The following is a 21,618-nucleotide window of genomic DNA, read 5'->3' as shown; positions in this document are numbered from 1 at the left end:
TAGCTTGAATTCTGCGAAAGTAGAGTGTTTCGTTCCTGTTATGGAATCAATTGTAAATCTCTTGCCCGAGCAACCGCTTGTCCGCGGCGTTTCACGTCCAGCTTCCCAAATATATTGGAAATGTGCGATTTTACGGTAGGCTCCGTAATGCCAAATCTTTCAGCGATACCTTTGTTGGATAAGCCTTCTGAGATCGCCTTCAGAATTTCCATCTCCCGATTGGTAAGAGATTCGACCAACCGCCCTGGTCCCGTCTTGTTGTTGATTCCAGCTTCGACGCGTTCAGCAGTAGAGGCTGTATCTTCTGCGAGCATCTTGTGGTAGAACATTTGTATTATCATAAGTTCCAATACATTAACGTCTTGATCCGTAAAAACTTTCGGCACATGCCCGTTCTCCAAATAAAGCAACATCACAGCCCGCTCTCCCGGTATCATGATCCGCATGCAGAGTATAGAACGTGGACACCGATCTTGGATATACGGATCCTTAATATAATGGCTCTCTAATGCATCTTGAAGCACAATGGGCTTATCCGTCATCACGGTATGTCGCAAAATGCTCTCCGCATAAGTTAAGTCTCGGTCGCCTCCGTAAGACGATGATTCTGACTTGGCCTCAACTCGAAAAATTTCGTCACGATAGTTCAACACCAATCCACGATCTGCACCCACCTGATGAAGCGCAGCTGTGAGCAATCTCTCCATTACTTGGCCTTGACTGGGCGGGGTTGTCCAGTCCGCTGTCTGACGACGCGGCTCCGCTTCAGCCTGGATCGGATATGATCTGGCTCCCGAACCTGCATGAAGCGGCATGCCTGCGGCCTGGCTGTTCATATCCATCTCGAATACCGGACCCGCATAGGTATTTACAGCATGATTCAATAGATCGGCGTACTGGCTCCTGATTTGGGTGACTTTAGATGAAATGCCCCAGACAGAGTAAGCCGTGCAAGCGTCCATCATCGCAATCATCGTTCCAGCTTGACTGCCTAATTCATTCTGATAGTAGACAGCTAGACGTTCGCAAGCAATTCCTTCCATGAGTCCGTTTTTCTCCGCTCTCGCTGCTCTAATCGCAGAAGAGTACCCACGAGTCGCATCATGGTCCGCAAGCACGATTCCGTTGTATTCTGCTTGTAAAAGTAGATAAGCCGAGGATGCGCTGCCGAGATATCCCTTACGCTTTTTCATCAACCGCAGCTGTTTTTGTAGCGTCTTCTGAATACAGATCCGTTCTTTCGAGCTTGCTTCGGGATAAATAGCCGCCAAGGCCAACATCTCCAGCAGACGGTGTTTGCGAATGCGAACCCAATCCTGATCCAATTCATTGGCTCTCCCTCGCTTGGCCCAGTATAAGGCCTCTCTGTACTTCCCTGCCAAATAGGCGACCTCAAGCCTGCACCCACAACTGTAGTTATCCTCATCCTCTGGCTCGTGCTCCGTGCCATGGGATATGGGTATGGCAACAAAGCGCTCATGTAATGTCTCATCTTGAAGCGCGGCCTGGTAGGCATGGGCTGTGCTTACGACCTCCAGCGTACTATGGTCTGCGAAGGTTTTGGATTTATGTTCGAAATATGCCAATCGCTCGGATAGTTCATGAATATCACCCAAATGGTTAATCAAACTGGTTACCACCGCTAGATTAGCATACAAAGCATCGCTGTGCTCCACGCTCCAGTGCAAAGCCTTATCCAAATGAACCATAGCTTCTGCCGGATTCTCCAATTGTTTGGATATGCCGCTAATCAAGGAAAGTTGATATTGTAAGTTCGATTCCGTTCTTAATACGGACTGCATTCTTTCCAATTGAGTGGCGGGACGAACGTGAAATACAGACGGTAAACCTCGCTGAAGAATTAATTCGTAAATGCCTATAATACGAACGAGATACTTATTGATCCCTTTTTGTAATCCATATCGAATAAATCTCGCGTACAGGGCGATCAAGGATTCGGCATTCTGGATAAGCAAAGGGAAGAACACAGCCTCCATTAGTTCGGATAAAGCACGATAATCAGGCTCATCATTCGGTGATGCGTGATAGCGCTGTTCTTTCATTCGATACAGGAACATGCTCGTGTGGATAACTTCCTTCATTAATGTTGCTTTTGATACGTTCGTTCGCAGCAACCAACCGAATTCCGATAGTGCCTCTCTGCCAAAGTGTACTGCACGTTCATTATCTTCAAACGTATGCATCTGTATCAGATTGATAAAGATCTTCGAGCGTTCCGTTCGACTCGATGAGGTAACTTGATATTTCAATAGCTCTTGCAATTGATGCTTCGCTACTTCAGTGTGGCCACACATATACTCACATCGAGCCAATGCCACCTTCAGCCGGCTTGCCAGCGAATCCAATCGGTAGTCTGTACTCGTATGAGGAATCAACTGCAGGCCAATATCGAAGTAATGCCTGGCCCTCGAAAACTGCGCGGCGTCTTGCGCCTGTAGGCCAGCTTCTAGGTTATGCGCTGCAAGTTCTCCTTTCTCACGTTCGGACATCCGCTCCATACCCATATTCAAATGATCGATGATGTTACTCTTTGCCTTTAGGTCTTCATCCGAACAACGACGCTGAAGTAAACGGCCAATCTTCAGATGCCACTCAGCACTGTTATCCTGATAATGGGTATATACCATCCGCTGTACTTGGTCATCGATGAACAGATAAACATCTTCCCCTATGTTCCCCGGCAAATTCTCGTCCTCCGGGCAGACGATCCCTTCATTTACCGCAGCTTCCAGCAGACCCAAAGTTACATCGAGTGAGTTGTCACTCGCTTCAGCCAAGAGAGACAACGAAAACCGAGATCCGATGGCGGCGGCAATGCCCAGTACAACCTTCGTTTCTTCCCGCAGTTTGGCTAAGGCAGCCTCGTTCAAGCGACGGCTGTCTTCTGAGTCGTTGCGCTGCGCAATGACCTCCGCATCCCACATCCAGCGCTGCTGAACCTCATCAAACTTTAGGCGTTTTTCCTTACTCCAGCGCTCCAGCAATAACCTAATCGATTGCGGGTTACCGCTGGTCTGATAATAAACGCTCCTGGCGAATAGACGAATGCGCGCCGAGTCTCATACATGACGTCGGAGATATACTGCCTTACCTCTTCATATGCTAAACCACGAAGGTCAATCTGCTCAGATGAGCAAGTATGTATATGGGCAGTGGGCCCATTCAGGTTCGAGTAAAGTTGTGAATATTCCCCATTATGGCTGCGAGAGCTTGGATCAGCCAACGTCTGATAGGCTCCGATCAGCATCAGTCCTGGTGCTGCTTGTTCTCCCACTAACAGCTTCAATACTTCGAGCGTGTCGGGATCACAAGTTTGAAGATGATCGATAAACATGACCATCGGCCGTTGGTGGGTCGCTATGCAGCGAATCAGTCGCGCCAACAATTCGGCGTGCTGCAGCTTCGCCCCCATGCTCGGTACATGGGGCACATCGAGCTTGATATCCAACAGCGATCTTACCTCGGGAAGCAATTCCGTAAGCGTCTGCCGTTCCTTCCGGAATTCAGCTCTTATCAGTTCTTTCACTTTCGCAATGGATTCGACGGGCTCGCTCCAGAGTTGACTAATCCACTGCCGCAAAGCCTCCAGAATAGGCTGAAAGGGTGTATCCGCTTGTGACCGCGCATCACCTTGGACAAACCAACCTCCACGGCTAAAAACAACCGAACGATAATGCTGAACCAGTGCAGATTTGCCGCTTCCTGCGTCGCCTGTCAGCCAGCGGAATACGGACAACCCTGCTGCGGCTTGATGAAGACCCGATTCCAGTTGGTCTAACGCTATGTTACGCCCGTACAGCTTATCCGGAAGTTTAAACGTGCTGACCGTGTCCAGGTAACCAGGATTTGGAGTCAGCGCATCTATCGGCCGTGCCAACCTTGCTTCACACTGCTCTAGATCACACAACAGTCCGTACGCGCTCTGATATCGATCCTCGGGGAGCTTTGACAGCAGTTTCATAATCACGTCCTGCAACGGCCCCCCCAAATCCGAGCGATGCACGCTGAGCAAGCGTGGGAAGGCCGTAAGATGAACGTATTCCCAATCCTCCTCGCCTTCCGGTTCAAATGGCTTGCGTCCGCTGAGCAGCTCGTAGAATATGAAGCCCAGTACATATAGATCGCTGCGACCGTCCGGAATCAACGGAATGCGGCTCGACTGCTCCGGTGCACGATAAGCGGCATCCCATTCAGCGTTCTCGTTCATCACAGCCCGCTTGGCATCCAATTGGATTCCAATATTAGACGGATTTATCCCTCCGCTATACGCGTATTGTTGATGTATCTTATATACCATCTTGGTCAAGATGATCGACAATTCCAAAAATTCCGCCAGATCCAGCGGCGACTCAGCCAACCAGCTTTTTAATGATCGTTCTCTTATGCCTGCCATGTCATTTCCTCTTCTATGTTCGCATTAAGATTCTCTACTATTAGATTAACATAATTAGGAATTGAATGAGTACCGACTATAGGTAATTCATAAGCATTATGAGATCCATTTCGTAATGCATGTCGTATTGGTAACAGAAGCTTTAAACCTAAAACAGAGCACTGCTTCGTGACTAGTACAATAATTAATAGAAAAAAGAACGTTCCTCTATTAGCGGAACGTTCTTTGAATTGGGATTCGAAATCCGATCTATAATCTGCAACCTCCGCCGTCAACCATTAAAGTTTGACCTGTTATATAATCGGAATCTTGGCTTGCGAAGAATACGACCGCCTTACCGATGTCGTTCTCCAAGTCCCCTACTCTACGAAGAGGAATCTTCGATAATACTTCATTAAAATCATCTGGCTTATATTGAGCCCAATGCTGAACGCCTGGTGAATTCCCGAAAGGACAAATGACATTGACTTTAACGCCATGTGGACCGAACTCGTTAGCCGCAACGCGTGAAAGTCCACGAACCGCTTCTTTAGCTGCAGCATAGGCCGCTTGATTCAAATCGCCGTTGATTCCTGCGCCGGACCCAAAGTTAATGATATGACCCTTTGTTTCTTTCAAATAAGGGAAAGCATATTGCATGAGATAAAATGTTGGGAAAAAGCCCGTCTTAAACGGAAGTTCCAAATCTTCTGTTGAAAGCTCGAGAAGAGGCTTTACTCTGGAAGCTTGTGCATTGTTAACAAGGACATCCAACTGACCGAACGTAGCGATGGTTTTGTTAATAATCATGGCATGCGTACTAAAATCTGCTAAGTCTGCATGAATGAAAATAGATTTCGGTTGAATCTCGCACAATTCTTCTATTGCTTGAACTCCGGCTTCGTTATTATAATCCACAATAACGACTCTTGCGCCTTCCTTAACGAATGCTTTTGCGATGCCATTTCCGATACCTGACGCTCCGCCAGTAATGATAGCTACTTTATTCTCTAATTTATTCATTATGATCACCTCATAGTAATTATAGCGTTAGCTATTAACTCAATATACAGTGAATAATTTGTTGATTAACAATTGATATTGTATAATCAGATCTAAGTTAACGTCTGGAATGGGAGGTCGAGATATGGAGCTTCAACAACTTAAATACTTTGCGGAAGTCGCGAATCGATTACATTTCGGACGCGCCGCCGAGTATCTTCACGCTTCTCAGCAGACCGTCAGTTATCAGATCGGGCAGCTCGAAAGTGAACTTGGTGTTCAACTATTTAAGCGAACGACGCGTAAGGTTGAATTGACTTTAGCAGGCGAAGCATTATTAGAGGAAGTTCGACATGTTTTTGAGCATTTACAACGAGGAATAGATGAAGCGATCCGCGCAGAGAGAGGAAAACGCGGTAAACTGGTCATCGGTTACATTAACATAATGCTATACAGTATTTTGCCGGGTGTCGTCCGTCTCTATCGCGAGCATTATCCAGACGTCGAAGTCGTAATGCTTGAGATGGATTTTCACCAATTAGAGAAGGGGCTTCAGCAAGGTGATGTCGACATCGGATTTTCTATCTACTTAAACGATAAATATAGCCAACAGAACATGAACTGGCTACCTTTCGCAACTGAATCCATCGGCGTTGCATTACCCAAAGGCCATCATTTATCCGGAAGAAAGAAGTTGACTCTAAACGATCTGGCGAATGAGATGTTCGTCTTCCCTAATCGAAACGAAGAACCTCTCCTATTCGATTCTTATGTCTTCTCTTGCCGACAAGCCGGTTTCAGTCCGCACATCGTTCAGATGGCCGCGAGTAATCAAGCCGTAATCGGGCTTGTTGCAGCGGGGATCGGGATCGCCTTCATGCTTGGCTGCATGTCCCAACGTTTCGCTTATGACATCACCTTTATTCCTTTGGAAGAGCCGTTGCTTGATATTAAACTCGCGATATGTTGGCCACAAAGTAATCAGATTGAACAGGTGTCCCAGTTTACCGGAATCGTAGAAAGTCTGATCTAATCAACCTTAGTTTTACTTTCATGAGCATAAAAAGAGAGCATCTCATTTTTTAGAACCAATGAGATGCTCTCTAATTGTATTACGTGTTCAAACGAGGTTTTTCTCTAAAGGATACCCCTAGTACATAGAGGTTTATCATCCTTATTACATCATGCCGCCCATTCCACCCATGCCGCCCATGTCAGGCATAGCTGGTTTTTCTGGTTCTGGCTTGTCAGCGATAACCGCTTCGGTAGTCAGGAACATAGACGCAACGGAAGCTGCGTTTTGAAGAGCGGAACGTGTTACCTTCGCAGGGTCAACGATACCCGCTTCGAACATGTTCACCCAAGTATCGGTAGCTGCATTGTAGCCGATGCCGATCTCTTCTTTTTTCAAACGCTCAACGATTACGGAACCTTCTTTACCAGCGTTGGCTGCAATCGTGCGAATTGGCTCTTCCAGAGCGCGCAGAACGATGTTCACGCCTGTCTTCTCGTCGCCTTCTACGTCTACAGCAGCTACTGCCTTGTATACGTTCACGAGTGCAGTACCACCACCGGATACCATACCTTCTTCAACCGCAGCGCGGGTTGCGTTCAGGGCATCTTCGATGCGCAGTTTGCGTTCTTTGAGCTCGGTTTCAGTAGCCGCGCCGACTTTGATAACGGCTACGCCGCCAGCCAATTTAGCCAGACGCTCTTGCAGCTTCTCTTTGTCGAAATCGGAAGTGGTTTCTTCCAATTGGTTACGAATTTGCTTCACGCGAGCATCGATATCTTCTTTGTTGCCAGCGCCATCGACGATGATCGTGTTCTCTTTGGTTACGCGCACTTGGCGAGCGGTACCCAGTTGTTCGATCGTAGCTGTTTTCAGGTCAAGACCAAGTTCTTCTGTGATTAGTTGGCCACCAGTCAAAGCTGCGATATCTTGCAGCATCGCTTTACGACGGTCACCGAAGCCAGGAGCCTTGACAGCAACCGCGTTGAATGTTCCGCGCAGTTTGTTCAGGATCAGCATCGCTTGTGCTTCGCCTTCGATATCTTCAGCAATCAGTACGAGTGCTTTACCTTGTTGCACGATTTTTTCGAGGATCGGCAAGATTTCTTGCGTGTTCGTTACTTTTTTATCCGTAATCAGGATGTATGGATTCTCAAGTACCGCTTCCATCTTATCCGTATCGGTAATCATGTATGGAGAGATGTAGCCGCGGTCGAATTGCATACCTTCTACAACTTCCAGCTCAGTCAAGAAGCCACGGGATTCTTCAACGGTAATAACGCCGTCTTTGCCCACTTTGTCCATAGCTTCTGCGATCAGTTGACCTACTTCGTCGTCAGCAGCAGATACGGAAGCCACTTGAGCGATTTCCTGATGGTTCTTTACTTCTTTTGCAATGTTGGACAGCTCAACGACAGCTGCTCTTACCGCTTTGTCGATACCCTTGCGGATAACCATTGGGTTAGCACCGGCTGTAACGTTCTTCAGGCCTTCGCGAATCATTGCTTGTGCGAGAACAGTTGCCGTGGTTGTACCATCGCCAGCCACATCGTTTGTCTTGGTAGCTACTTCTTTAACAAGCTGAGCACCCATGTTCTCGAATGCATCTTCCAGCTCGATTTCTTTTGCAATCGTTACACCGTCATTGGTGATAAGCGGGCTTCCGAATTTCTTTTCCAGCACCACGTTACGGCCCTTCGGTCCAAGTGTTACTTTCACTGCATTTGCCAAAGCGTCTACACCACGAAGCATTGCGCGACGTGCGTCTTCACTGAACTTAATGTCTTTTGCCATGGTAATACATACCTCCCTAGTGGATTAGTAATGATGGAACTTGATATATTCAGGCGTGATTAGCCCAAGATCGCGTGGATATCGCTTTCTTTCATAATCAAATATTCTTTACCTTCGTATTTGATTTCTGTTCCAGCGTATTTGGAGAAAATGACGCGGTCGCCTTCTTTGACTTCCAAAGGTACGCGTGCACCGTCTTTCACAGAGCCGCTGCCTACAGCGATAACTTTGCCTTCTTGCGGCTTCTCCTTAGCGGAGTCAGGAAGTACAATCCCGAATGCCGTAGCTTCTTCTTGTTCAATTGGTTCTACCAGTACGCGTTCACCTAAAGGTCTGATCATGAAAAAATAGCCTCCTTTAAATATGTTGTCATGCTTTTCTCAAAGCCATATGTATTAGCACTCGACTAGTCTCAGTGCTAACAACCATTTTTATGATACTCAAGTTGTCTCCAAATTTCAAGTCCTTTACATGATTTTCTACTCATTTTTTTGTCCTGCCGGGAGTGGAAAAAGGCTGTCCGCTGAGCCACTTCTCCATTGTATCCATGGCCAGGCAAAATATGCCTGGGATTACCGGAAGTTCAGCAGCTGAGATATATGAAAAAGAGTGTCTTCCTTATTATGATGGAAGACACTCTGTGTACAGTATGGGCGGTGGTAGCACGACGCTACCGTTCTTGCGCTGCAAGTCCCTCTCAGGGACTTGCTATGCTCTTTCGCGCCCATTCCCGCGTTACAAGTCCCTCTCGAGGACTTGCTATGCTCTTTTGCGCCAATTCCTGCGCTACAAGTCCCCCTCGGGGACTTGCTATGCTCTTTTGCGCCAATTCCTGCGGTACAAGTCCCTCTCGGGGACTTGCTACCTACCGCCACATGCACGCTTTAATCCTTTTCCTCTTCAGCCTCAACATAATGGCCGTCCCGCTCCAGATCTGCTTCAAGCTGCTTCCGGTAAATAACCGAGGAGAGAAACACGCTAAATTCATACAAGAGCAGAAGCGGAATCGCCACCAGGAAATCCGAGATGAAATCCGGCGGTGTGATTAGAACTGCCGCAAACACGAGTGCAAAATACGAAATTTTCCGCATTTTGCGCAAACGCAGCGGGTTGAGAATCCGCAGTCGGGTGAGGAACATGACCACAAGCGGAAGTTCAAACAACAGGGCAAGCGGTAACACCAAATTGAACATGAAGTTCAGGTAGTTCGTAATGCCATAGGTTTCTTCAAGCCCCATGCTTTGCGTAATCGTTGTCGTAAAGGATAACGTCATCGGAAACACAATGAAATACCCGAATAAAATACCGAGGAGAAACAGCAAGAACGCGTAAGGAATGTAACGAACGGTTGCCTTCTGCTCCTCTTTACGAAGTCCTGGCTTTACGAAAGCCCACAGTTGATAAAAGATTAACGGTATCGAGATCACCAGCGAGAAGATCGCAGCGATCTTCATATAAATACCGATACCATCCCAGAAGGAGAAGGCATGCAGCGTAAAGTTCTTCGCTTCCTCGGCTGCCGTCAAGAATTGATAGATGGGCTCAGCTACAAAAATACCCCCGATGAGCCCGACGACAAATACGACGAGCACAACGATAATCCGTTTGCGAAGCTCGCCCAAATGCTCCACGAGCGCCATATCTTTCAGTTGTTGTTCAGACAAATTCGACACCACCCTATATGTGACCGTGACAAAACAAAATCCCTCCCGAAGGAAGGGATTTCACACCTTACATGCCATAATATTTATTCAGGAAGACGCTTGTCCTCCAGCTTGCTTGGCGCAGCCGTTGGCTCTGGGGCTTCCTCTTTCTTCTTCGCAGGTGCTTCATCTTCCGCCATAATCTCGCGCGTACCGTTCTTGAATTCGCGGAATGTACGTCCGACCGCACGTCCCAATTCAGGAAGCTTGTTCGGTCCGAACAAGAGCAACGCCAAAATGACGAGCAATATAATACCCGGCACTCCAATAGTTGAACCCATATCTATTCTCCTCCTCGTCCTGCTTGATGCCTCGATCAAGGTCTACCAGATGTCTTATGATCCGTCATACCTTGCATGTCGCAGGTTATAACTCAGATGATGTTGTTACACCGACTATGAACAGTTGGAACAATTTCATACATCGCCATCATACCATACTGCAATTTGTATATACAGTCTGCAATCGTGACAGATTATTTACATATTATTCCCCTTAGAGCTGTTCCCGATACTGTCCCGTTACCATGAGTAGCGCTTCCGGCAATTGATCCATGACCGCGGCCAGATTCTCGTGAACGCCTTTTGGCGAGCCAGGTAGATTAACAACCAAGGTCCGGCCGCGAACGCCGCAGATGCCGCGGAACAACATCGCACTGCGATTCTTTTGCATAACGGTTGCACGCATCGCTTCCGCGATTCCAGGGACCTCCCGCTCAATGACGCGCTTGGTCGCCTCCGGCGTCACATCTCGAACCGCGAGCTCGGTTCCGCCGGTCGTTAATACGAGATCAACCTGATAATAGTCGGTTAATTCGATGAGTGCCGCAATGATCTCATCCTGCTCATCCGGAACGATCCGGTATTCAATGATTTCTCCGCCAAGCTCTTCCTCTACCAATTCACGGATCACTTGAGCGCTTGTATCCTCACGTTCCCCCCGCGAACCTTTGTCGCTCGCCGTCAGGATCGCCGTTTTCCACATCATCTGCTCTCTCTCCTTCCCACTCGTCCGAAAATGGCTGTATGTCAACTCAAGTTGATTCTCTTATGTAGTCCCCATTCTTACCGCCGCTCTTGCTTACAAGCATAGTCGGTCCAATGATCATATCCTTCTGAAGCGCTTTGCACATATCATACACGGTCAGTGCAGCAGCCGAGGCTGCGGTGAGCGCCTCCATCTCTACCCCGGTTTTCCCGGTCGTCTTGACCGTGGTTTCTATGTATAACTCATCTCTTCCGTTGTCGCTAAATGCCACGTTTACGCCGGTTAATGGAAGAGGATGACACATAGGAATCCAACTGGACGTATTCTTCGCCGCCATAATCGCTGCTACCTGGGCGACCGCCAGCACATCCCCCTTGCCGATCTTTCCTGCCTGAATCCGGGCCAACGTATCCTCATGCATCGAGACGGTGGTCTTGGCTACGGCGATTCGCGATGTCACCTCTTTATCGCTGACATCCACCATACGCGCCCGTCCCTGATCATTAAAATGACTTAGTTCCATTACTTATCCTCCTGCAAAGGACTGATTCATGCGATAATAGCCCTGCTCCGTAACCAGCCCGTCCAATATTCTGTCATGCACTTCCGTCGGGACATGGTCCAGCACCTGACTCGCGTAACCTAATCCAATCCATTGAGCGTCTCCAAGCATAGCGCTATTCGGGTTCGTTGCCTCCACGGGCATTACGGACAGCCGATCGTAATAGCCTCCGCCATATCCGAGACGCCCGCCATTTCGGTCGAAAGCCAATCCCGGCACCCATATGATCTCGGGTACGATATCCCGCACCCGAGATGAGCGTGATGGATCGGGCTCCATAATACCGTACGCGCCGGGAACCAACTCAGACCAGTCCATCATCTCATACAGCTCCATCGTACGATCCTCAGGCACACTGCGGGGGACGATCACCCGTATCCCGCTCTGCCACGCCCATTCTATAATGGATCGGGTATCAAGCTCTGATCGGAACGATAGGTAGATCATGAAGCTTTTGACCTGATCCGCCTTCATCAATTCGCAGGCATATTCGCAAGCCAACCTTGACTTCTCCGCCCGCTCCTCTAAAGACAGCCGATTTCTTTGCTCAGCCATGCGATGACGCAGCGCTTGTTTTGCGGCTGCCCGCTCGCTCATTTCCTCGAAGTTCGACAACGTGATCGTCCTCTCGCGCAAACCGTATGTTCTTCTATCCATCTATTTGACGAATCATATCTACAATTATATTTAGTTTACCATTGTTCCACCCATTAGCCAAGAATGCGGGAAGTCTTCATTGAAGGTCGATTGTTACGGTGATTTCATGTAAACTTACATGTATAGCCCCAAGCATGATCGGTGCGAATAATTCATAGAAACATAGAATGATGGAGGTTTCACATAACATGCTGCTGCAAGCCAATGGCATTACGAAATTATATGGCGTTACCCCTGTGCTTGAAGGTATTAACCTGCAAGTGCTGGAGCGTGAACGAATCGGACTCGTCGGCGTTAACGGTGCCGGTAAATCCACATTGCTCAAGATTTTGGCCGGAGAAATGTCCTATGATGGAGGACAAATCTTTAAGGCTAAGGAAACAACGGTTGGTTACCTTGCCCAGAACAGTGGACTATCATCCGATGAAACCATCTGGAATGAGATGCTGGCCGTCTTCGCACCGCTGCTGGAGATGGAGCAAGAGCTGCGCCAGATGGAGGTTCAAATCGCAGACCCTGCATCTTCCGAAGACTCCAAACGATATGAGGAACTGTTGAACCGCTATGCGATCCGCTCTGACCAATTCAAAGATCAAGGCGGATACGAGATTGAAACCCGAATACGAAGCGTGCTGCACGGAATGGGTTTTGGAGATTTCCCAGCTGACACCTCCATCTCCACGTTAAGCGGTGGCCAGAAAACAAGGCTGGCACTAGCCAAAATCCTGCTGCAAGCACCTGACTTGCTCATGCTTGATGAACCAACGAACCACCTGGACATCGCGACCCTGACTTGGCTTGAGGATTATCTGCGCGGATACGCGGGATCCCTGCTTGTCGTATCCCATGACCGTTATTTCTTGGACCGTCTGGTCACGACGATCGTTGAGATCGAACGACGCCATTCCAGGAAATATACCGGCAACTACAGCCGCTTTATCGACCTCAAGGCTGCCGAATACGAATCTCAGCTTAAGCAATACGAGAAGCAGCAAGACGAGATCGCTAAGATGGAGACGTTCATCCAGCGTAACCTGGTTCGTGCATCTACAACTAAGCGTGCCCAGAGCCGGCGCAAAGCACTTGATAAAATGGATCGATTGGACAAGCCGATGGGAGACTTGAAGAAAGCCCACTTCTCCTTCGAACCAGAGTATATGTCCGGCAAAGACGTGCTCCACGTACGAGATTTATCCGTCGCGTTCGATTCCAGTCCTCCACTGTTCAGCCAAGCATCCTTCGATCTCAGTCGGGGCGAGACGGTCGCTCTAATCGGTCCGAACGGTGTCGGCAAATCGACATTGCTCAAATGCCTGATTGAGACGATAGTACCCACCGCGGGAAGCATCCGTTGGGGCACGAAAGTGAAAATCGGGTATTATGATCAAGAACAGTCTGAACTGAATCCGCGGAATACCGTTCTTGAGGAGCTATGGGGAACGTATCCCCATATGGAAGAAGCGCGCATCCGGACGGTCTTGGGCAACTTCCTCTTCAGCGGAGAAGACGTGCTGAAGAAGGTCAGCTCCTTAAGCGGTGGCGAGAAAGCCCGCGTATCGCTCGCCAAGCTTATGCTGCTGGAAGCCAATATGCTGATATTGGACGAACCGACGAACCATCTCGATTTATTCAGTAAGGAAGTGCTCGAATCCGCTCTCATCGATTATGAAGGCACGCTGTTGTTCATCTCGCACGACAGATACTTCCTGAATAAAATGGCCGAACGAATTATCGAACTACATCCAGACGGCATTCAACATTTCCTGGGTAATTATGACGATTATACAGAGAAAAAGCAGGAGCTACTGGACATGAAGGACGAACCCTCAGAACCGTTTTCGCGCCATCAGGTGAAGCCAGAAGCAAAGCCGAGGTTCAAGCCGAGAAGCTGGGCGCTGTTTCCTTTGAGGCGGAGAAGCAAGCCAAGCGTGAGGAGCGCAGTCGTCAACGCAAACTCGAAACGCTCGAAGAGCAAATCCAGACACTGGAGCTGCACATTTCCGAGATCGAGAATGAAATGACGCTGCCCGAAATTTTTCAGGATTATATGGCCCTTCAGGAACGACAGCAATCGCTGGATCAGAAGCGGAAGCAATTAGAGCAAATCTTTGGCGAATGGGAGTCCTTATTGGAGTCCTAAAAAAAGTTCACAAAAGTGTTTCAAATTCATAAATACACTTATACACAATTCTATCCCCAGATAAAGTGCATAAGTCTGACTGGAAAATGGCCGAAATGGCCATTTTTTTGTTGTTATACGCGTAATCCGCTGGTTTCATCCAACTTTATCCACCAACTTACTCACATTATCCACAGTTTCATCTAATAAAAATGAAAATACTGTCCCCTTTTTTCAAGAGTTCATCATAGGTTGATTTATCGACATTTTTCGAGGTTATTCACAACTCGCACCGGATATGTGGATAACTTTGTTCACAACTTGACAGATTGAAAAAAGCGGCCAGCTCGCTATAAAGTGAGTTGACCGCATGAATCTTGGATGTCCGTACCGTCCAGTGCTGCTTGACGAGCTAGACGGACATTACGGCAGAATTGCAGGCTGCGACATATGCCATGCCCGCTGCCATGACGATATCCTGATGCACCGCCGTGCCTCGGAATACCTTGCCATCCTTCTCTACCGTCACCGCAGCTTCCGCATGGGCATCTTCCCCGCTGCTTAACGAATGGAGCTCCAAGTCACCGAACGTAATGTCCCCGCTTATCCCTTGACTGATCGCCGATATGACCGCTTGAACTGGCCCCTCTGCCACACTCGAATAAGTATCTTCGGTTCCTTTGTTCAAATGGCGAAGGGTAATCGCTGCGACACGGCTTGCCCCTGACCCGGAAATCACCTGAACCTCTGTCAGCTCATATACCTGTGCTGGCTTGCCCAGCGTACTGCTAACCATCTGCAGCAATTGATCGTCGCTAATAACTTTCTGTTTGTCAGCCGTCTCCTTAAACGTATCATAAAGTGTTTCCATCTCGCCGCCTCAAGCTGCACCCCATAGCGGGCCAGGCGATCTTTAAGCGCATGACGGCCGGAGTGCTTACCCAGTACAATCATGCTGCGTGGTATGCCGAGCTTCTCGGGGTCCATAATCTCGTAGGTACTGCGATCCTTCAGCAGACCATCCTGATGAATACCAGACTCATGCTGAAATGCGTTGCGACCCACAACCGGCTTGTTGAAGGCAATGGGAAAATGCATGGCGCCGCTCACCAGCCTGGATACCTCATACAGCTTCTCCGCCGTGATTCCAGTCTGTGCACGCAGGATATCGCCGCGGGTCGAAAGCGCCATAACCAGCTCTTCGAGTGCACAGTTGCCTGTACGTTCCCCGATGCCGTTCACGGTAACCTCAATCTGGCTGGCACCGTTCTGAATCGCCGCCAGACTGTTCGCTACAGCGAGCCCCAGATCGTTGTGACAATGTGCGCTATAGGATACCGACTTGCCGCCGCGCGCTCCTTCCCGGACTCGGCGGAACATCTCGCCATACTCATCCGGCAGCGCATAACCGACCGTATCCGGCAGATTGATGATGGTTGCTCCCTCCTCAATCGCTGCTTCCACCATTTCGATCAGATCATCGATGCCTGTACGTGACGCGTCCATGGCAGTGAATTCCACGATATCGCTGAACTGCTTCGCGTATGCGGTCATTTCGCGAGCGCGCGCGACCACCTCGGGCCGGCTCATTCGCAATTGATGGCGCAGATGAATATCCGAAGACGAGATAAACAGGTGGATCCGCCGTCTGGCCGCATCTTGCGTCGCTTTCACAGCTGCATCAATGTCGCCTTTCACCGCTCTGGCAAATCCGCAAATCTCCACCCCTTGCAGCTCCCGCGATATCGCCTGCACGGCAGCGAATTCTCCCGGACTTGATACAGGAAATCCCGGTTCCATCACATCCACACCAAGGTCGGCCAGCTTTCTGGCCAAGGCGATCTTCTGTTCCGGCTGAAGACTTGCTCCAGGGGCTTGCTCACCGTCCCGCAGTGTCGTATCAAAAATCGAAATGTTTCTTATGGATTCATTCATCTCACATTATCCTCCCTATCATGCTTGTGTATGTTATGTTCGCTTTACGTCCGCACGTCGACTTACGAACGTCTCCCACCCCAAACTGCTGCCGGCAGCATACAAAAAAATCCCGCCATCTCTTCGAATTGAAGAGACGACGGGATTATACCCTCCGTGGTACCACTCTACTTGACACTCACGCCGCAATGAATAAACGACATGAGCATCCGCTTAGCATCCTTCGTCTGATTCATACCGGCCGGTTATGACAAGACGAGAACTTCCCTATAACGTAGGATTCCCCGTAAGTGAGTACTTCAGGTTATCACCTGTTCCCCGCTTCCGCTCCCGGGTGAGATTCGAGGGTTGCTGCCACTGTGTCACACCGATTCACAGCTCTCTGTAGACCAACGTCCCTGTACTACTCCCGTTCATTGCGTTTGAGATTGATATGAGGTTGTATATTTAACATCAAAAAAGCCTGTCATCTCTTGAAATCAAGAGACGACAGGCTATCCTATCGCGGTACCACTCTTGTTGACTCCGTTCCCCCGTGCATGGTGCTGCATGCATGGATTCTTCAAAGCCCCCTTAATCGCCAAATCATGAATGATTTGTGCGCAGCCTGATGACGTAGGCCATTCCGTAACGAGGTCAAACTCCGCAGCTCTATGTGCGTAAGGTTCCCACGTTCCGCTCCCAAGTGAGTTCAGGTTCCCATCGACTGCGTCGCACCATCCCGCAGCTCTCTTAACCAAGGTCTACCTTACTAATCCTGTTCTTCGCGTTTCAACAATCTGGAATTTGACATGATTATACGTTGTTTATTAAAAGGTGTCAAGCAGACATTTTACCTTTAGCCCTCCGCCCATTCCTTCAGCGGAAACTGCGGATCAGCCTTCATATCAAGCGGCGTGAAGCTTTGCTGCTTCCACTTCAGATGGGCGGCGGCTGCGATCATCGCCCCATTGTCGGTACAATATTGAAAGGGCGGAATCGATAAGGTGATCCGCTCTCGCTCACATCGCTCGGTAAGCGCCTGGCGAAGCCCGCGGTTCGCAGCAACGCCTCCGCACAACAGCAACTGACGTGCGTCATACTGTTTCATGGCGCGTACCGCTTTTTCGACCAGCACCTCGACCACGGATTCTTGGAACCCGCGGGCAATCGCATCCGTACGCACCGTTTCGCCGCGCATCTTACTCTGATTCACCACGTTCAACACCGCCGATTTCAAACCGCTGAAGCTGAAATCATAGGATTCCGGCTCCAGCCACACCCGTGGCAGCGGTACCGCCTCTTCAGCCTCCAAGGCCATCTTGTCGACATGAGGTCCACCCGGATACGGGAATCCGAGTGCACGTGCAACCTTATCATATGCCTCGCCCACAGCGTCATCACGCGTTCGACCGATTAACTCGAAGGAACCTTCGTCCTTCATGTATACGAGCTCGGTATGGCCGCCGGAAACAACCAGCGCCATGCACGGATAGTTCAGCTCACCAACGAATCGGTTAGCATAGATATGACCTGCGATATGATGCGTTCCGATCAACGGCTTATCCAGCGAGAGTGCCAGACTCTTAGCAGCCATAACGCCCACCAACAAAGCACCCACGAGCCCTGGTCCTTGCGTCACCGCGATCGCCGACAGATCCTTCTTCTCGATTCCGGCTTCGGCGATGGCCTGCTCCATGATGAGCGAAATGTTCTCCACATGTTTGCGCGAGGCGACTTCGGGCACGACACCGCCAAACGCTTTATGGGTCTCGATTTGACTGGCGATGACACTGGACAATACTTCGTTGCCATCCTTAACGACCGCAACGGAGGTTTCGTCACAGCTCGTCTCTATCGCCAATATCAAACTGTGCTCCCGATCTATATGTTCTTTTGTCATAACGGTTCTTTAACTTCCTTCCTTGCCTGGATCCTCCCGATAAGGAGGAAGGTCAGCCCACATAATAAGCGCATCTTCCTGGTTATCAGAGTAATAGCCTTTGCGAAGACCGGCGGGTTTAAATCCTTTTTTGGCATATAGGCGCTGGGCTATATGATTCGAGACACGGACTTCCAGCGTCATTTTCTCCATGCCAATGTATGCCGCTGTTTTCATCAATTCCGAGAGCAAACGGTCTCCCCATCTACGCCCCCGGTATTCTTCAAGTACGGCGATGTTGGTAACATGTGCTTCATCCACGATCGTCCACATTCCTGCGTATCCGACGATCTCGCCTTCATGCTCCATTACCATATACTTGGCAAAATGGTTCAGCGTAAGCTCGTTATGAAACGCTTCCTCAGTCCATGGAACCGTGAACGATTCTCGCTCCACGACCATCACCTTCGGAATATCCTCGCGTGTCATCAATCGAAAGACCAGTCCTGCTTCTTCATCGATCTCTATCCAATTCCGTTCCTGCTCCATGACGATCCCTCTCGCTCCCTTCACCGCTTGCGCAGCAGGTTCGCTTCCGCTTCGGAAAGCTGTGTATAATTGGGCACCAGCGTGTGCGTGTCATCCGCTTCACCAGCTAACAATCGCTTGGCCCCAAGGTAACCCATCCATCGTCCTTCCAGCGAATACGGATGAACGTGAAGCATATTGGGGCACAAGTGCTCAAGCCTGCGTGCCGTTTCCGCATGGATCTCTGTCTCACCGACAAACCAAATAGCAGTAGGACGCTGTTCTCCCGGAAGTTCACTAATCCGTTCGATGAGCGACTCCGTCCAGTTCTGCATCAAGCGGATCGCATCCGGCTCCAGTCGCTGCGGTTCTCGTTGCTCGTCTGATGCATCCGCTGCGAATAGAGCTGTATACACTTGACCCCGCCTCGCATCGAGCAACGGGATGACCCAGTGTATTCCTTGCTTTGGCGAAGCATCGCCCCAGCCCGACTGAAGACCTCCCCATGCCAGTGCATGAAGACTCGATACGCCGAGCACCGGAATGTTCTGTGCCCAGGCCAGCGTCTTCGCCGTCGTAACGGCAATCCGTATGCCTGTATAGGAGCCTGGCCCGACGCCAACAGCGATACCGCCGACATCCCCGACTGTCATGTCTGCCTTCTCCAGTGCTTGTGCAATAGCTGGATGGATATGAACGGAATGATTCCGATCGGCGTTTGTGTTCACTTCGGACAGAAGCCGGTCCTGATCCAGAATGGATACGGCGAGGGTGGGCGTTGATGTATCCAGCGCCAAAAACCGCTGCCGCGGCCTTACGTTATCGTTGTTCATGATCTGCTTAACCCCATTTTTCCTTCAATTCCCGGCACCATTTGTCGTATAACTCACCATGGCCCGTTATCGTGATCGTTCGCTGCGATTCGTCCATCGTCTCGATGAGGATGTGCAGATATGCAGCAGGCAGCAGCTCCGTGATCAAGCGGCTCCATTCCACCAGACATACCCCTTCACCGAAAAAGTATTCGTCCAAGCCGAGCTCATCCGCTTCATCCAGCGACAAACGGTACACATCCATATGATAGAGCGGCAACCGCCCCTCGTATTCTTTGATAATGGTGAACGTCGGGCTGTTCACGACGCCGCTCACACCCAGGTGTTTGGCAAATTTTTGCGAGAATGCCGTCTTCCCGGCCCCAAGATCGCCGTCGAGCCCGATCACCGTACCTGGCTGAACCTTGTTCGCCAACCAGGCGGCAAGCGCCTCCGTTTGCTCCAAACTGCTTGAAATCATCTGAAATTGGCATTCGCATGGAAGTTGTTCACCTGGCACCACCCTTATAACGATATTAACACTAACTTAAAAATACTTGATCTTCATTATATCGGTCCTCCCAATTCGCTGCAAGAAATCTGCAACGAACAAAAAAACACCTTATCGGTGTATCGTCCATGCGACGATTGTCCGAGTAAAGTGTTTTGATGTACAACTACTTCTTCGTGAAAATCGGTTACTCTCCTCTTTGAGACGATCCACCTTAACAGTCATCGTATTCGTCGGCCGGGAGCCAACCTGGACGGTAGCCATTCCATTCTGTTGATCGACATGCTCGATCCAGACAGACTCCCCTTCCAGATTCACTTTATGGGTGTCCTTGGAGTTGAAAATATCGACAGCACGCTGCAGTTCCATTCGCTACTCCCCCTTTCCCGTCTCTCTTGGCGATTCGTCAACGATATCCATCGTATCGGTCGTGGAAGCACCGATCAACCCGTTATCCATCGTAACGTTTCCACCACCAAGACCTTCATTAATCATCCGGTCAATATCGAACATTGTAGATTCCCGGGAAATTTCGCTCTCCTCGCTGGTAATGCCTTCCCAATTCAACATCTCGCCGTTTATCGCTCGGCCGCCGAATGGTCTGATGCCCGGTCCTTCTGAATTTCCTCCGAGATTTCGGTTTCTCTAGGCTCCGTCATGATGAAATCAACCTCCTTCAAAGGCAAAGTTCCTCGTCAATATGCCTCAAACCGGTTCTAATTATTCAGCAAGTCGCTATAACTCATACTAGAGTCTTTTTTTGGGCACACTATGGAAACATACTAAAATTTGATAGGAGGTTTCATAGATATGCATACAGTTTGGAAAGGTGCGATCAGCTTTGGCTTGGTCCATGTACCGGTCAAAATGTTCTCGGCCACGGAAGATAAGGATATTTCCATGCGATACATTCACAAAGAATGCGGGAGTCCGCTGTCGTACATTCGGAAATGTCCGGTCTGTGAAGAGGAAGTCGCTTGGGAAGAAATTACGAAGGGGTATGAGTACGAGAAAGGCAAGTTTGTGTTGTTCGAGAAGGAAGAACTTGACCAACTCGCCGAGCAGAACAACAAGAACATTACAATATTGGACTTTGTGGATCTAACGGAGATCGACCCGATCTACTTCCAAAAGACCTACTACCTCTCCCCCGACCAAGCAGGCGCCAACGCATATCGTCTGCTGATGGAGGCGATGAAGCAATCGGGCAAGATCGGGATCGCTAAGATTGCCATCCGATCCAAGAGCAGCCTTGCCGCCATTCGCGTGCTGGATGAGTGCCTCTCGATTGAGACGATCTTCTACCCGGATGAGATACGTCCAATCTCCCAAGTTCCGAACTTGCCTGAGACAACGGCCGTGAATGATAAAGAGCTGGACATGGCTAAGCTGTTGATCGAACAGCTCTCCACGCCGTTCGATCCTGAGAAATATACGGACGATTACCGTGAACGTCTGCTTGAGCTGATCAACAGTAAAGTATCCGGCGAAGAAATCAAAATTGCTCCGGCCAAGCAGGAGACGAATGTAGTGGATCTAATGGCTGCTTTGCAGGCCAGTATCGAGGCGGTCAAACCGATTGGCACGGATCCAGGCACCAAGCGAAGCCGCGTAAATCTCCGCGCAAGAGCGCAACCAAGGAAGCCGCAGCCAAAGTTAGCGGCGGCGAAGCCGATGAAACGACGCCGAAACCGAAGCGCCGGGCAACGAAGTCTAAGAAGTCCGATTCGAATTCCTAATCG

The 21,618-nt window shown here is 49.5% G+C and carries 16 protein-coding genes, 4 pseudogenes and 1 other annotated feature; of the genes and pseudogenes, 3 read left to right on the top strand and 17 right to left on the bottom strand.

Annotation, left to right across the window (positions count from 1 at the left end):
* Positions 1-38: 38 nt before the first annotated feature.
* The 3 genes from JCM10914_RS31410 to JCM10914_RS15260 all read right to left on the bottom strand — a co-directional run bounded on the left by JCM10914_RS31410 (position 39) and on the right by JCM10914_RS15260 (position 5,416).
* Positions 39-3,005 (bottom strand): LuxR C-terminal-related transcriptional regulator, encoded by a 2,967-nt coding sequence (locus tag JCM10914_RS31410; protein WP_269433893.1) that lies wholly within the window; start codon positions 3,003-3,005, stop codon positions 39-41.
* Entirely contained in the window at positions 2,972-4,414 is a 1,443-nt protein-coding gene (locus JCM10914_RS15265) for an AAA family ATPase (protein ID WP_023962470.1), read from the bottom strand. The genes JCM10914_RS31410 and JCM10914_RS15265 overlap by 34 nt, the downstream gene beginning before the upstream one ends.
* Positions 4,415-4,663: 249 nt before the next feature.
* Entirely contained in the window at positions 4,664-5,416 is a 753-nt protein-coding gene (locus JCM10914_RS15260; protein ID WP_023962469.1) for an SDR family NAD(P)-dependent oxidoreductase, read from the bottom strand.
* Between the two features lie 124 nt (positions 5,417-5,540).
* Between JCM10914_RS15260 and JCM10914_RS15255 the strand changes: the two genes are divergently transcribed.
* On the top strand, positions 5,541-6,428 hold the full coding sequence (locus JCM10914_RS15255; RefSeq protein WP_023962468.1) for a LysR substrate-binding domain-containing protein: 888 nt from the start codon (positions 5,541-5,543) through the stop codon (positions 6,426-6,428).
* A gap of 144 nt (positions 6,429-6,572) precedes the next feature.
* Here the strand turns inward: JCM10914_RS15255 and groL are convergent, their stop codons facing one another.
* From groL to JCM10914_RS15220, 7 genes are all read right to left on the bottom strand, one after another.
* Entirely contained in the window at positions 6,573-8,201 is a 1,629-nt protein-coding gene (gene groL / locus JCM10914_RS15250; protein WP_023962467.1) for a chaperonin GroEL, read from the bottom strand.
* Positions 8,202-8,260: 59 nt separating this feature from the next.
* Positions 8,261-8,542, bottom strand: a complete 282-nt coding sequence (gene groES / locus JCM10914_RS15245) for a co-chaperone GroES (RefSeq protein WP_023962466.1) — start codon at positions 8,540-8,542, stop codon at positions 8,261-8,263.
* A 543-nt stretch (positions 8,543-9,085) separates the two neighbouring features.
* Positions 9,086-9,841, bottom strand: coding sequence for a twin-arginine translocase subunit TatC (gene tatC, locus JCM10914_RS15240; RefSeq protein WP_036718449.1), 756 nt, complete (start codon positions 9,839-9,841; stop codon positions 9,086-9,088).
* Between the two features lie 107 nt (positions 9,842-9,948).
* Entirely contained in the window at positions 9,949-10,185 is a 237-nt protein-coding gene (gene tatA, locus JCM10914_RS15235) for a twin-arginine translocase TatA/TatE family subunit (protein WP_023962464.1), read from the bottom strand.
* A gap of 214 nt (positions 10,186-10,399) precedes the next feature.
* Entirely contained in the window at positions 10,400-10,891 is a 492-nt protein-coding gene (locus tag JCM10914_RS15230; protein WP_023962463.1) for a molybdenum cofactor biosynthesis protein B, read from the bottom strand.
* Between the two features lie 46 nt (positions 10,892-10,937).
* Entirely contained in the window at positions 10,938-11,414 is a 477-nt protein-coding gene (gene moaC / locus JCM10914_RS15225) for a cyclic pyranopterin monophosphate synthase MoaC (RefSeq protein ID WP_023962462.1), read from the bottom strand.
* Positions 11,415-11,417: 3 nt separating this feature from the next.
* Positions 11,418-12,110, bottom strand: coding sequence for a 5-formyltetrahydrofolate cyclo-ligase (locus tag JCM10914_RS15220; RefSeq protein ID WP_052019821.1), 693 nt, complete (start codon positions 12,108-12,110; stop codon positions 11,418-11,420).
* A gap of 188 nt (positions 12,111-12,298) precedes the next feature.
* Here JCM10914_RS15220 and JCM10914_RS15215 point away from each other — a divergent pair.
* Positions 12,299-14,250, top strand: a pseudogene (locus JCM10914_RS15215) (ABC-F family ATP-binding cassette domain-containing protein).
* Between the two features lie 391 nt (positions 14,251-14,641).
* Here JCM10914_RS15215 and JCM10914_RS15210 read toward each other — a convergent pair.
* The 7 genes and pseudogenes from JCM10914_RS15210 to JCM10914_RS15180 form a co-directional block, all read right to left on the bottom strand.
* A pseudogene (locus JCM10914_RS15210) lies at positions 14,642-16,164 on the bottom strand (2-isopropylmalate synthase).
* A 129-nt stretch (positions 16,165-16,293) separates the two neighbouring features.
* Positions 16,294-16,590: a binding site (T-box leader), on the bottom strand.
* A 412-nt stretch (positions 16,591-17,002) separates the two neighbouring features.
* Entirely contained in the window at positions 17,003-18,046 is a 1,044-nt protein-coding gene (gene tsaD, locus JCM10914_RS15205; protein ID WP_023962454.1) for a tRNA (adenosine(37)-N6)-threonylcarbamoyltransferase complex transferase subunit TsaD, read from the bottom strand.
* A 9-nt stretch (positions 18,047-18,055) separates the two neighbouring features.
* Entirely contained in the window at positions 18,056-18,574 is a 519-nt protein-coding gene (gene rimI, locus JCM10914_RS15200) for a ribosomal protein S18-alanine N-acetyltransferase (RefSeq protein ID WP_023962451.1), read from the bottom strand.
* A gap of 20 nt (positions 18,575-18,594) precedes the next feature.
* On the bottom strand, positions 18,595-19,386 hold the full coding sequence (gene tsaB / locus JCM10914_RS15195; protein WP_023962449.1) for a tRNA (adenosine(37)-N6)-threonylcarbamoyltransferase complex dimerization subunit type 1 TsaB: 792 nt from the start codon (positions 19,384-19,386) through the stop codon (positions 18,595-18,597).
* Between the two features lie 7 nt (positions 19,387-19,393).
* Positions 19,394-19,846, bottom strand: coding sequence for a tRNA (adenosine(37)-N6)-threonylcarbamoyltransferase complex ATPase subunit type 1 TsaE (tsaE, locus tag JCM10914_RS15190; protein WP_023962447.1), 453 nt, complete (start codon positions 19,844-19,846; stop codon positions 19,394-19,396).
* 222 nt (positions 19,847-20,068) lie between these two features.
* Positions 20,069-20,245: pseudogene (locus JCM10914_RS15185) on the bottom strand (H-type small acid-soluble spore protein); the annotation flags it as partial.
* A gap of 3 nt (positions 20,246-20,248) precedes the next feature.
* Complete coding sequence (locus JCM10914_RS15180; protein WP_023962443.1) at positions 20,249-20,446, bottom strand: hypothetical protein; 198 nt, start codon at positions 20,444-20,446, stop codon at positions 20,249-20,251.
* A gap of 240 nt (positions 20,447-20,686) precedes the next feature.
* On the opposite strand from JCM10914_RS15180, the pseudogene JCM10914_RS15175 reads away from it, so the two are divergent.
* Positions 20,687-21,615 (top strand): annotated as a pseudogene (locus JCM10914_RS15175) (Ku protein).
* Positions 21,616-21,618 lie beyond the last annotated feature (3 nt).

Source organism: Paenibacillus sp. JCM 10914, assembly GCF_001315105.1.
GTDB lineage: Bacteria > Bacillota > Bacilli > Paenibacillales > Paenibacillaceae > Paenibacillus_AQ.
This window is presented reverse-complemented; position numbering and strand designations above follow the sequence as displayed.